The organism is Yersinia kristensenii, assembly GCF_900460525.1.
Classification (GTDB): Bacteria; Pseudomonadota; Gammaproteobacteria; order Enterobacterales; family Enterobacteriaceae; genus Yersinia; species Yersinia kristensenii.
Window position 1 is genome coordinate 3,984,482 of the sequence record NZ_UHIY01000001.1, and the last position, 12,920, is coordinate 3,997,401.

Here is a 12,920-nt window from a genome sequence, read left to right on the forward strand (position 1 = left end):
GGCGGTCAGACTGACGACTCTTTAGCCCGTTTGGCCGTTAATTCAGCAATTCTCATGATAACCGCCACCGCTTTCTCCATTCCTTCCAGTGTTATAAACTCATGTTTACCATGATAATTATAACCGCCGGTAAAAATATTGGGGCAAGGTAAACCCAAGAAAGATAACTGGGCGCCGTCAGTGCCACCACGGATAGGCTTCATAATAGGCGTGATATCGCAATCGTGCATCGCCTGTTGCGCTATCTCAATGATATGTGGATGCTTAATAATATGCTCACGCATATTGTAATAGCTATCATCCATAACAATTTCGATATAACAGTCACGGTGTAAACCTTTACCGACCCGCTTGGCGATATCCACCATATTTTTCTTACGCGCTTCAAATCCATCGCGGTTAAAATCGCGCACGATATAGTGCATTTCTGCCCGTTCAACCGTGCCTTTAATGCTTTGCAGATGATAAAAACCCTCATAACCTTCAGTACATTCAGGGGTTTCATTCGCCGGTAATTCCTGATGGAAACGGGTTGCCAGCGACAGTGCATTCACCATCACTCCTTTAGCACTCCCCGGATGAACATTATTACCAACAATTTTTATTGTCACCGAGGCCGCATTAAAATTTTCGAACTCGAGTTCACCCACACCGCCGCCATCCACGGTATAAGCCCATTGGGCATCAAATTCATCCACATTGAAGAAACGCGCACCTTTCCCCACTTCTTCATCTGGCGTGAATGCGATACGGATATCTCCATGCGGAACATTATTGTGCTTTAAGCGCACCATCGCGGTGATAATTTCCGCAATGCCCGCTTTATCGTCGGCACCTAATAGGGTTTTACCGTCAGTGGTAATCAATGTATGCCCAAGTAATTGATGCAAGACGGGGAACATTACCGGGGACAAAATTTCATCGCCTATCCCTAAAGCAATATCACCACCACGGTAGTTTTCTACAATCTGTGGATTAATATTTTTCCCCGGGAAATCGGGTGAAGTGTCAAGATGAGCAATAAAGCCAACCGTAGGGACCGGCCAGGTAACATTTGCAGGTAATGTTGCCATCACACAGCCGTGGTCACTCAAACTAACGTGAGAAAACCCCAGCGACTGCAACTCCTGTTGCAACGCCAGAGCCAGCTTGCGCTGCCCTTCAGTGCTCGGCACGGATTTTACATTGGCTTTTGCTTGGGTATCAAAAGAAACATAGTTGAAAAAGCGGTCGAGTAATTTGTCCATGGTTCCCACCTTCATAATAGTGAATATCATTATGGGGAAGTGATCACCATCAAATATTGCGTCAGGTCAGCTTTAGACAAACTTAAGTCAGAATAAAAAAGCAATATAGGAACAACGCTGCGGCTCTCAATTAAGCAGGGTATTACCCAAGTAATTGGAGTTGCAGCTAGGCAGCCAACGAGCAAATCCCGATGAGCTGACTCAAGTCAGTGATTCGGGTGAGTGAGAGCCGCTAACAACGCTGCGGCTCTCAATTAAACAGGGTAATTAGTCGCCTTCGCGATTCTCGCCACGGGTTGTTAAAAATTCACGCACATATTCCGGAACCACTTTACTGGCTAAACCGTAGTGTTTTTCATCAAATTGGCTCTCGACTTGGCTAGGCTCCAGATTCAACTCGACAGTATGAGCACCGTGCAAGCTTGATTCATGAACAAACCCGGCCGCCGGATAGACATGCCCGGAAGTGCCAATCGAAATAAAGAAATCAGCCTCAGCCAGCGCCTGATAGATTTCATCCATTTCCATCGGCATTTCACCAAACCACACAATATGTGGGCGCAAGGGGGATGGGAATTGGCAACAATGGCAGCGCTCGTCCGCACTGAGGTCACCTGGCCAGTCCAGCACTTGACCAGATTGCGTACAGCGGACTTTCAGTAGCTCGCCGTGCATATGAATCACGCGCTTGCTACCCGCCCTCTCATGCAAATTATCTATATTCTGAGTGACCAGCACAAAATTATCACCCAGCACCGCTTCCAAATCAGCGAGTGCAAGATGGGCAGCATTCGGCGCAATGTCGGGCTGCTGTAACTGGCGACGGCGTGCATTATAAAAAGCTTGAACCAATTCAGGGTCACGGCGATACCCTTCCGGCGTCGCAACATCTTCCACCTGATGCTCTTCCCACAAACCATCCGCCGCACGGAAAGTCCGAATGCCTGACTCAGCCGAGATACCTGCCCCTGTCAGAACCACCACAAACGGCTTCTTCATTTCTGATGTTGCAGCACTGTCTCGATGAAAAATACGGGAGCGAAAACGTTGATGCCGCAAGTGCTTATTCTTACGAAACCGACACAGCCGATGGCGAATGCGCATAACTTTTACCTTTTATGGATATTGTTATTTATTATTTGTTGGCTGACGCTCAGACAAATGCAGAAACGCAGCGCCGCGAACGCCGCCCGCATCACCATAACGCGCTTTTTCAATGCGCGGCAAGCGGGCTACTCGCAGTAAATGCTGCGGTAAACGTTTGGGAAGTTCTTGATAAATATGCTCGAAATTAGATAATCCTCCGCCAATCACCACCAGATGGGGATCTAGCATGGTCAATAAATTGCCCAGACATACCGCCAGCACATCCATAAATCGCTCAACATGAGCCACGGCTTTGGATTCACCGACTTTATAGTTAGCAATAATTTCAGTGGCGGGCAAAGATTGCTGATTGAAGTGTTTATACATCCATTCAAAACCACGCCCTGAAATGTAATTTTCAATACAGCCGTGATGGCCACAACCACAAGGCACCCGTGGAATATCAGCGCCCAGAATATCCAGCGCATCGACTGGCAAGCGGAAATGGCCAAATTCACCGGTGATATGATTGCGCCCACTGACAATACTGCCATTCACAATCAGACCGCCGCCGACCCCCGTGCCGAGAATCAAGCCCAAGACAGTAGGATAGCGGCGGAATTCAGGATCCCAGGCTTCAGACAGTGCAAAGCAGTTGGCATCATTATCAATTCGAACTTCACGCCCAATTAACGTGGAAAGGTCACTTTGTAAGGATTGCCCCATTGCTGCTGGCACATTCGCCGTGAACACCGTGCCATCATCAGCATTTGGCAAGCCGGGAATGCCAATACCCACACTGCCTTTAACCCCACAAAACTCATCAGCTTCCAACGTTAACTCCTGCAATGTTTGCAGGAGTTGCCGATAATCTTCACGCGGCGTAGGAACCCGCTTATGCCAGATTCGTTGCAGGTTAGCATCAAAAACGCCTAACTCAATTTTGGTGCCACCCATATCAAAACCGTAATACATAAGCTTGCCCCTTACCCATTATTGTCCAGAAGAATTATTGTTAGTTTGACTTATTTTTAGATTTTTTTATTGCCCGCTCAACACCCGCGCCGGATCAATACGGCTGGCACGACGAGCCGGATACCAACTGGCAATTAAGCTCAACACCAACGCGGTTGCCAGCACACAGGCCACATCAAACCAGTGTAATTCTGACGGTAAAAAGTCGATGAAGTATATATCGCCCGACAAAAATTGATGCCCGACCAGCTTTTCTAGCCCCCGGATAATGTTGGTTAATTGCAAAGAAACAATCACCCCGACCACCGCCCCGCTAACACTGCCGATAAGCCCCGCCAGCAAGCCATACCACATAAAAATGGCACGAATGAGGCCATCTTTAGCCCCTAATGTGCGCAAAACTGCAATATCGCTGCTTTTATCTTTAACGGCCATGACCAATGTCGAGACAATGTTGAAACTGGCTACCCCAATCACCAGCACCATAGCTAAGTACATGATAGTGCGGATCATTTGGATGTCACGATACATATAACCATAGGTGCCAATCCAACTACTGATATACACATAAGCATTGGAAGCTTCACCGGCGCTACGCACCAGTTGGTTGGCGTTGTAGACATCATCCACCTTGATGGCTATACCAGTGACACTGTCACCCATATCCAGATATTGCTGTGCATCAGTCAAAGGTACCAATGCCAGGCTATGATCCAGTTGTCCGCTCAATTGAAAAACGCCCGCCACCTGCAAGCGAATGCGCTTAGGTTGCAGCAATTTCATCTCAGGGTCGCTATTGGGGATCATCACCGTCAGCCATGACCCCTGCTTCACGCCCAGCGCATCGGCCAGACCTTTACCTAAAATAATCTGCTGTTGACCGGCCTTGAAATTATCCCAAGCATGGTCAAGGACAAAGCTGGGGAGCGCGCTGAGATGCTGTTCGCTCTCAGGATCAACCCCTTTGACCTCTACCGCGCGCAATTGGGTGGCGTTTTCAATCAAACCGGTGAATTTGATATAAGGTGCCGCCGCCACAATGCCGGGTACTTTTTCAATCCGCTGTAAAGTTTGTGCCCAGCCGCTAAATGGCTGATTGACGACCGCAATTTCACCATGAGGTACCACCGCCAAAATACGGTTTTTTAGCTCACGTTCGAAGCCGTTCATGGCACTTAAGCCGACGATCAGCACCGCAACGCCTAGAGCAATCCCCAAGGTAGAGATGACTGAAATCAGTGACACCATGCCGCCGCGACGGCGACCACGGCTAAAACGCAAACCGATTAACAGTGAAAGTGGCGAAACGCCCATTCCCATCGCCACTATTGCGCCCCCACCAACGTCAAGTGCTGCTGTAATTGGCCGTCACGCATTTCTAACTGACGACTCATACGTTTGGCCAATTGCAAATCGTGGGTGACGACTAAAAATGCCGTCCCTTGACGAACATTCAATTCACCTAACAAATTAAAGATGCTATCGGCATTCCGCTGGTCAAGGTTACCGGTCGGCTCATCGGCCAGCACCAGCGACGGGTTATTGACCAGTGAACGGGCAATCGCCACCCGCTGGCGTTCACCACCAGATAACTCCGACGGGCGATGTTTGCTACGTTTTTCCAGCCCAACCGCCGCCAACATGGCGCGGGCTTTATCCTGCGCTTCACTCGGTTTCGCACCGCCAATCAATAAGGGCATCGCCACATTTTCCAATGCGGTGAAATCAGGGAGCAAATGGTGGAATTGATAGATAAAACCTAACTCACGGTTGCGTAATTCCGCTTTCGCCGTGGAAGACAGTTGATTCAGTGAACGCCCTTGATAAATCACTTCGCCGGAAGTGGGGGAATCCAGCCCGCCCAACAAATGCAATAAAGTACTTTTACCCGAACCAGAACTGCCAACAATTGCCATCAGCTCACCGGCTTCAATGGTAAACGATACATTACGCAAGACATCGGTATGCAGTTGGCCTTCCTGATAGCGTTTACACAGATTTAAACACTGTAATAAAGGATGATTACTCATAGCGTAAAGCCTCGGCAGGTTGTGCGGCGGCAGCGCGCCAGGAAGGGTAAAGCGTGGAGAGCAAAGCAATCGCCATCGCCAACAAAGCAATCACGGTTACCTGAACCGGGTTAATCTCGACCGGCAAGCTGGCACCATCAATCAATAAACCCAGCACCGGTATAATAGTGTTCAATTGACTGGCAAGTAAAATACCCAGCCCGGCACCGAGTAAAGCACCAATCACCCCGGCGGTAGCCCCCTGCACCATAAATACCAGCATAATTTGCCGGCGGCTTAATCCTTGGGTTTGTAAAATAGCCACTTCGCCCTGTTTTTCCATCACTAACAGGCCGAGCGAGGTAATGATATTAAAGGCCGCGACAGCAATAATCAGGCTAAGTAATAACCCCATCATGTTTTTTTCCATCCGAACAGCTTGGAAAAGCTCGCCTTTACGCTCACGCCAATCTTTCCAAACCATTCCTTCCGGTAAGGTTTGTTGGCTCAAGCTATCGACGGCCAGCGGCTGTGAAAGGAATAAACGCCAACCGGTAATGTTACCCGCGGGATAGCGCATCAGCCGTGATGCATCCTGCTGATTAACCAACATTTGGTAGCCATCCACCTCACTGTCAGCGGCGAAGGTTCCAATAATGTTAAACAGGCGCTGGCTAGGAATACGCCCCATCGGGGTAAATTGGCTGGCACTCGGCACCATCAAACGCAGTGTTTCACCGCGTTTAACCCCTAATTGACCGGCCAATTTTTCACCGAGGATGATATTGTAACTCCCCGGCTGTAAATCCTTCAGGTGCACATTAACCAGGTAATCACTCAGAGGCTCATGCTGATTGGGGTCAACCCCCAGCATCACTCCGGCGGCTAAATTGCGCGCACTTTGCAACACCACATCAGCAGTGGTCAATGGCACGACATCGGTGACGCCAGTCAATGATTTCAGTGATGAAGCAGGCATTTTACTCGGGTCGAGAGAACCTTGTGGCGTGCTAATGAGCGCCTGTGGCATCAGCCCCAAAATATTATTCTGCAAATCGCGCTCAAAACCATTCATCACAGATAGCACTGTGATCAATGCCATCACTCCCAGAGTGATGCCAATGGTCGAAAGCCATGAAACAAACCGACCAAAACGGTCAGATGCACGCCCGCGCATATAACGCAGGCCAATAAATAATGCGACAGGTTGATACATGAAATCTGTTTAGATCCTGTTGCTAAAACAAAGTGATCGAGGATAATAAAGGGTACTACCGCTTTATGGAACCATTAACCGCCTATATCTCCGGCTTTTATTCCAAATCAGAGCGCCAATCTGTGGCTATGCCTTCTCACGTGCTAGGATAGCCTCCGAGATAATTTGTCGTCTGTTGTGCTGAAACTGTCCTGTTGAAATAAAACACGGGCCAACCCTATACCAAGAGACTGTTTAACTGCTTATGTCCCAACAACATCGTTATTCATTGCCGACGCGCCGTGGCGACACCCGCCAGTTGGGTCAGTTGACTGGTTCCGCTTGCGCCGTCGAGTGCGCAGAAATCATTGAGCGCCATGATGGCCCGGTAATGCTAATTACCCCGGATATGCAAACAGCGCTGCGACTGCGTGATGAGATTCAGCAATTTTCCCCCCGTCCGGTGAACACCCTTTCTGACTGGGAAACACTGCCTTACGACAGTTTTTCGCCTCATCAGGATATTATTTCGGCGCGCCTTTCGAGTTTGTATCACCTTCCAACCATGGAACGCGGCGTTATTATTCTCCCGATTAATACGTTGATGCAACGAGTTTGCCCGCACGAATTCCTGCATGGTCATGCGTTGGTGATGAAAAAAGGCCAGCATCTGTCACGGGATAAGTTGCGCGCTCAGCTTGAGCAAGCAGGATATCGCAGTGTCGATCAAGTCATGGAACACGGTGAGTTTGCTACCCGTGGGGCCTTGCTTGATTTGTATCCGATGGGCAGTGAAGAACCCTATCGCATTGATTTTTTTGATGATGATATTGACAGTTTGCGTGTATTTGATGTGGATTCACAGCGCACATTGTCAGAAGTTGAGCAAATAAATTTACTACCCGCTCATGAATTCCCGATAGATAAAAACGCCATTGAATTATTCCGCAGCCAATGGCGGGAACAGTTTGAAGTGCGCCGCGATGCAGAACATATTTACCAGCAAGTGAGCAAAGGTATCTGGCCTGCCGGTATTGAATACTGGCAACCGCTGTTCTTCAGCCAACCATTGCCCACACTCTTTAGTTACTTGCCTGAAAATACCTTATTGATCAATACCGGTGATTTGGAAAACTCGGCGGAGCGCTTTTGGCTGGATGTTAACCAACGCTATGAAAGCCGCCGTGTTGACCCAATGCGCCCCTTGCTGGCCCCAGAAACTTTATGGTTGCGGGTCGATTCACTCTTCAGTGCGCTAAAAGAGTGGCCGCGGGTTCAGTTTAAAACGGAAGCATTACCGGCAAAAACGGCCAATACCAATTTACATTACCAAGCGCTGCCAGATTTAGCGGTGCAGGCGCAGCAAAAAGCCCCGTTGGATAATCTGCGGCGCTTTATTGAGTCTTTCAGCGGTAGTGTCGTGTTCTCGGTGGAAAGTGAGGGCCGACGTGAAACCCTACAAGACTTGCTGGCGCGGATAAAAATCAGCCCGACGCTGATAACCGAGCTATCTCAGGTTACGGCACCCGGCCATTATCTGATGATTGGTGCCGCTGAGCGCGGCTTTCTCGACAGCGATAAGCAATTAGCGCTGATTTGTGAAAGCGACTTACTGGGCGAACGCGTGAGCCGTCGTCGTCAAGATAATCGCCGCACCATCAACACCGATACCTTGATCCGCAATCTGGCAGAGTTGCGCCCCGGTCAGCCGGTGGTGCATCTGGAACACGGTGTTGGCCGCTATCTGGGCCTGACCACGTTAGAAGCGGGCGGTATTAAAGCTGAATACTTGATATTGACCTATGCCGGTGAAGATAAACTGTATGTGCCGGTCTCATCATTGCATCTGATCAGCCGCTATTCCGGTGGGGCAGATGATAATGCGCCGCTGCATAAATTAGGTGGCGAGGCCTGGAGCCGCGCACGGCAGAAAGCAGCCGAGAAAGTGCGTGATGTGGCGGCCGAGCTGCTGGATATCTATGCACAGCGCGCCGCTAAATCTGGTTTTAAATTCAAGTTGGATAAAGAACAGTATCAGCTGTTTTGTCAAAGCTTCCCGTTCGAAACCACTCCGGATCAGGAACAGGCCATCAATGCGGTGCTCAGTGATATGTGCCGACCGCTGGCCATGGACCGCCTGGTGTGTGGGGATGTCGGCTTCGGTAAAACCGAAGTGGCCATGCGAGCGGCTTTCCTGGCGGTGGCGAATAATAAGCAAGTGGCGGTATTGGTGCCGACCACCCTGCTAGCCCAACAGCATTTTGACAACTTCCGCGACCGCTTTGCGACCTGGCCGGTGCGGATTGAAATGATGTCCCGCTTCCGCAGCGCCAAAGAGCAGCAAGTGATTTTGGATCAAGCGGCTGAAGGGAAAGTCGATATTGTTATCGGTACCCACAAATTGCTGCAAAGTGACCTGCGCTGGCAAGACCTCGGCCTATTGGTGGTCGATGAAGAACACCGCTTCGGTGTGCGTCATAAAGAGCGCATCAAAGCTATGCGCGCCGATGTCGACATTTTGACCCTCACCGCCACGCCAATTCCGCGCACACTGAATATGGCAATGAGCGGCATGCGCGATTTATCCATTATTGCCACCCCGCCCGCGCGCCGTCTGGCGGTAAAAACCTTTGTGCGTGAGTATGATAGCTTGGTGGTGCGCGAGGCGATTCTGCGCGAAATTCTCCGTGGTGGGCAGGTTTATTACCTGTATAACGACGTAGAAAATATTGAAAAAGCCACCCAGCGACTCGCTGAATTAGTCCCGGAGGCACGCATTGCCATCGGCCACGGCCAGATGCGTGAGCGGGATCTGGAGCGGGTGATGAATGATTTCCATCATCAGCGTTTTAACGTGTTGGTCTGTACCACCATTATTGAAACCGGTATAGATATTCCGAGCGCCAATACCATTATCATCGAACGCGCTGATCACTTTGGCCTGGCACAATTGCACCAATTGCGCGGCCGTGTTGGGCGCTCTCACCATCAGGCCTATGCTTACTTGCTCACGCCGAATCCGAAAGCCATGACCGTCGATGCCAAAAAACGGCTGGAGGCGATTGCGTCACTGGAAGATCTCGGTGCTGGTTTTGCCCTGGCAACTCATGACCTTGAGATTCGTGGTGCCGGTGAGCTATTAGGCGAAGATCAAAGTGGCCAGATGACCACCATCGGTTTCTCTTTGTATATGGAGTTACTGGAAAGCGCGGTTGATGCGCTGAAAGAAGGCAGAGAACCGTCGCTGGAAGATTTGACCAGTAATCAGACCGAAATTGAAATGCGTATGCCGGTGCTGTTGCCGGAAGACTTTATTCCTGATGTGAATATCCGGCTTTCGTTTTATAAGCGTATCGCCAGTGCTCGCAATGAAACTGAACTCGATGAATTGAAAGTCGAGCTGATTGACCGCTTTGGCAAACTGCCCGATGCCGCCCGCTATCTGTTACATACAGCAGAATTGCGCCAACAGGCCCAGAAGTTGGGTATCAAGCGCATTGAAGGTAATGAGCGCGGTGGTTTTATCGAATTTGGTGATAAGAACAAAGTGGATCCGGTTTATCTGATTGGTTTGCTGCAACGCCAACCGCAAATATACCGCCTGGAAGGGCCAACTAAACTGAAATTTATGCAGGATTTAAGTGATCGGACACAGAGATTGAAGTTTATCAGTGAACTGCTGGCAGCATTTTCTCAGCATAGAGTGGCTTAATATCAATGTATTAGCGCGGGTTTCAACGATGAGAAACCCGCGCTAATGTTAATGCCACTCGCTTAAAAATCACGTTAAGCGATCAGAATTAACACTATACCGCGGGTTCTTGATACAAGGTCTTGGACAACAGATTTTGTATTATGCTCGTTCGTTCAGTATCAGTTGACCATTTTTATCGATTGGAATCTGCGTGCCTGGATCACGATCCATGCGAATTTTTCCCTGCTGATTACCAATTTTGTAGGTTACGTCATATCCCAACATTTTCTGTGACTTATCGTAAACAGTTTGGCAACGTTGTTGGGTGGTGGTGTAAGTATCACTATCCTGCATATTACTTTGGACGCGATTACCGGCATATCCGCCTGCCAGCGCCCCCGCAACCGTCGCAATATCTTTACCCCGACCGCCACCTACCTGATGGCCCAGAACCCCACCAGCAACTGCACCCAAGACTGAACCGGCAATTTGATTCTCATCCTGCACCGGCTTACGGTGTGTCACTGTCACATTACGGCATTCCTGACGAGGCGTTTTAATCGTCTCTTTAATCGGTGTCGCAGCAAGAACTTGTGCATATTGCGGCGCGCCGGAGAAGACATTCATACTCGCGACAGCGGCAATTCCCAGAGCAGCCGCAATACCGATACCCACACCTGCTAACATTGATTTGTTCACAGGAAATCCTCCTGAAGGTCAATAACGAATTAAAAGTGTTCCCACGCAGCTTTTGCCTCAGAGATCCACATTAGTAGAGAAAACCTGATGCCGTCCAGCATTGAGGGTTCCCCCTTATACGCAGACGACGGCGTGCGTGACTCGCCGTCTGTAAACATCGAGAAGTCTGCACAATGTCCGTTGGACGAGCAATAAGATAAATGGACGAAACATCCAGATAATAGGTGTGAATGAATGTGTTTAGGATAAATCCGACTACATAGATTTATTACTACAGCGTTTTATGCTGTTAATTTAGCATTACGTGCGAATGGTGTTAGGAAAACGTGCACAATGGTGAAGTGGACGACGACTCCACTTATCACTCAGTGAGGAAGGGTTTACCGCACCTAGGGGCGCTCCGGCGACTTACGTCGCAACGACCCCAACGACACGATTCCCCTTCATTCGACTTTATCAGCAACCAGAAACCGCCACCATAATTAACTGGCGGCGGTAAATGTAAAGCTCTAAACATTCTCCAAAGCCATTGGCGTTACAGGTAGGCTGCCAGAAAAAGCCCCCCGATAAGCTGACCCTTGTCAGTGATTCGGGTACGTGCGCGCAGCTAACAACCCTGTAGCGTCAAGGACGAAGGAGAATTAGTGGAGTTTAAGGCGCGGGCGTATCACCCGGTTAATCCCGCCCACCAGCATCATCAGGCCAGTTTTGGTATAGCCATGCAATGCCACTTGATGCATCCGATACAGCGAGATGTAAACAATACGGGCAACACGCCCTTCCACCATCATAGAACCGCGCATCAGGTTACCCATCAGACTACCGACAGTACTAAACTTGGACAGTGATACCAGTGAACCATGGTCTTTATAAATGTATGGTTTCAAGGGTTGCTCATTAAGCAATGCCAAAATGTTGCTATAGCAACGGGTGGCCATCTGATGTGCTGACTGCGCGCGCGGCGGTACAAAACCACCACTGGGCTGTGGACAAGAAGCACAGTCACCAATCGCAAAGATGTTGGGATCACGGGTAGTTTGCAGTGTCGGCTCCACCACTAACTGATTAATACGGTTAGTTTCCAACCCGGCGATATCTTTCATAAAGTCCGGTGCTTTGATACCTGCCGCCCAGACCATCAGATCAGCATTAATAAACTCGCCATCTTTAGTATTCAGGCCCTTTTTATCCGCACTGGTAACCATAGTTTTGGTCAATACCCGAACGCCAAGTTTAATCAGTTCCTGATGTGCAGCAGCCGAAATACGCGGAGGCAATGCCGGCAAAATACGTTCACCCGCTTCCACCAATGTGACATTCAGTGCTTGATTATCCAGGCCCTCAAAACCGTAGCTATGCAGCTGTTTGACCGCATTGTGCAGCTCAGCAGACAGTTCCACACCGGTGGCCCCGCCGCCAACAATCGCGATGTTCACTTTGCCTTTTTCACCCGGTTGCGCGGAATACTTCAGGAACAGGTTGAGCATTTCATTATGGAAACGATGCGCCTGATGCGGGTTATCAAGGAAGATACAGTTATCTTTCACACCTGGAGTCCCGAAATCATTCGAGGTGCTGCCCAGCGCGACCACTAAAATGTCATAGGTTAATTCGCGTTGGGTCACCAGCACATCGCCGTGTTCATCGCAAATTTCAGCCAGACTAAGGGTTTTAGTTTCACGATTGATGTCAGTTAACGAACCCAACTGGAAATTAAAGTAATGGTTACGCGCATGAGCCAGGTAGCTCAATGCATCAACACCATCATCCAGAGAACCGGTCGCGACTTCATGCAGCAGTGGTTTCCACAGATGGCTGTGGTTGCGGTCAACCAGCACAATCTCGGCTTTTTTGCTGCGGCCCAGTTTATGGCCCAGACTGGTTGCTAGCTCAAGACCGCCAGCACCACCACCAATAATAACGATTTTTTTCTTCGGCGTTGTCAAAATGACCCCCTAAATGTGAACCAATTGTTAGCTAAGGGTAAATGAATAATATCCTTAGATAACATAGGG

General features: G+C 49.4%; 9 protein-coding genes. 1 reads left to right on the forward strand and 8 read right to left on the reverse strand.

Features of this window, described 5'->3' with window-relative positions; all coding sequences use genetic code 11:
• Positions 1-5 precede the first annotated feature (5 nt).
• From pepT to lolC, 6 genes are all read right to left on the reverse strand, one after another.
• Positions 6-1,247 (reverse strand): peptidase T, encoded by a 1,242-nt coding sequence (gene pepT / locus DX162_RS18425; protein ID WP_032819520.1) that lies wholly within the window; start codon positions 1,245-1,247, stop codon positions 6-8.
• Between the two features lie 267 nt (positions 1,248-1,514).
• Positions 1,515-2,351, reverse strand: coding sequence for a Sir2 family NAD+-dependent deacetylase (gene cobB, locus DX162_RS18430; protein WP_032819519.1), 837 nt, complete (start codon positions 2,349-2,351; stop codon positions 1,515-1,517).
• 24 nt (positions 2,352-2,375) lie between these two features.
• Complete coding sequence (nagK, locus tag DX162_RS18435; RefSeq protein WP_004389785.1) at positions 2,376-3,308, reverse strand: N-acetylglucosamine kinase; 933 nt, start codon at positions 3,306-3,308, stop codon at positions 2,376-2,378.
• A 66-nt stretch (positions 3,309-3,374) separates the two neighbouring features.
• Positions 3,375-4,622: a lipoprotein-releasing ABC transporter permease subunit LolE gene (lolE, locus tag DX162_RS18440; protein WP_032819518.1), complete on the reverse strand. Its 1,248-nt coding sequence runs from the start codon at positions 4,620-4,622 to the stop codon at positions 3,375-3,377.
• An 11-nt stretch (positions 4,623-4,633) separates the two neighbouring features.
• The gene (lolD, locus tag DX162_RS18445; RefSeq protein ID WP_032819517.1) at positions 4,634-5,338 is read right to left on the reverse strand and encodes a lipoprotein-releasing ABC transporter ATP-binding protein LolD; all 705 of its coding nucleotides are present in this window, start codon (positions 5,336-5,338) and stop codon (positions 4,634-4,636) included.
• Positions 5,331-6,533, reverse strand: a complete 1,203-nt coding sequence (gene lolC, locus DX162_RS18450) for a lipoprotein-releasing ABC transporter permease subunit LolC (RefSeq protein WP_004389783.1) — start codon at positions 6,531-6,533, stop codon at positions 5,331-5,333. The genes lolD and lolC overlap by 8 nt, the downstream gene beginning before the upstream one ends.
• A 244-nt stretch (positions 6,534-6,777) precedes the next feature.
• On the opposite strand from lolC, the gene mfd reads away from it, so the two are divergent.
• Positions 6,778-10,224 carry a transcription-repair coupling factor gene (mfd, locus tag DX162_RS18455; RefSeq protein WP_115155885.1) on the forward strand — a complete coding sequence of 1,149 codons (3,447 nt, stop codon included), beginning with the start codon at positions 6,778-6,780 and terminating at the stop codon, positions 10,222-10,224.
• A 141-nt stretch (positions 10,225-10,365) separates the two neighbouring features.
• Here the strand turns inward: mfd and DX162_RS18460 are convergent, their stop codons facing one another.
• Both DX162_RS18460 and DX162_RS18465 read right to left on the reverse strand, forming a co-directional pair.
• Positions 10,366-10,905: a glycine zipper 2TM domain-containing protein gene (locus DX162_RS18460; protein WP_032819516.1), complete on the reverse strand. Its 540-nt coding sequence runs from the start codon at positions 10,903-10,905 to the stop codon at positions 10,366-10,368.
• A gap of 641 nt (positions 10,906-11,546) precedes the next feature.
• On the reverse strand, positions 11,547-12,851 hold the full coding sequence (locus DX162_RS18465; RefSeq protein WP_004389777.1) for an NAD(P)/FAD-dependent oxidoreductase: 1,305 nt from the start codon (positions 12,849-12,851) through the stop codon (positions 11,547-11,549).
• Between the last annotated feature and the right edge of the window lie 69 nt (positions 12,852-12,920).

Coding starts and splice junctions, on each gene's coding strand:
- cobB (WP_032819519.1), bottom strand. CDS start 2,351: ATGCGCATTCGCCATCGGCTGTGTCGGTTTCGTAAGAATAAGCACTTG.
- lolE (WP_032819518.1), bottom strand. CDS start 4,622: ATGGGCGTTTCGCCACTTTCACTGTTAATCGGTTTGCGTTTTAGCCGT.
- nagK (WP_004389785.1), bottom strand. CDS start 3,308: ATGTATTACGGTTTTGATATGGGTGGCACCAAAATTGAGTTAGGCGTT.
- mfd (WP_115155885.1), top strand. CDS start 6,778: ATGTCCCAACAACATCGTTATTCATTGCCGACGCGCCGTGGCGACACC.
- lolC (WP_004389783.1), bottom strand. CDS start 6,533: ATGTATCAACCTGTCGCATTATTTATTGGCCTGCGTTATATGCGCGGG.
- lolD (WP_032819517.1), bottom strand. CDS start 5,338: ATGAGTAATCATCCTTTATTACAGTGTTTAAATCTGTGTAAACGCTAT.
- pepT (WP_032819520.1), bottom strand. CDS start 1,247: ATGGACAAATTACTCGACCGCTTTTTCAACTATGTTTCTTTTGATACC.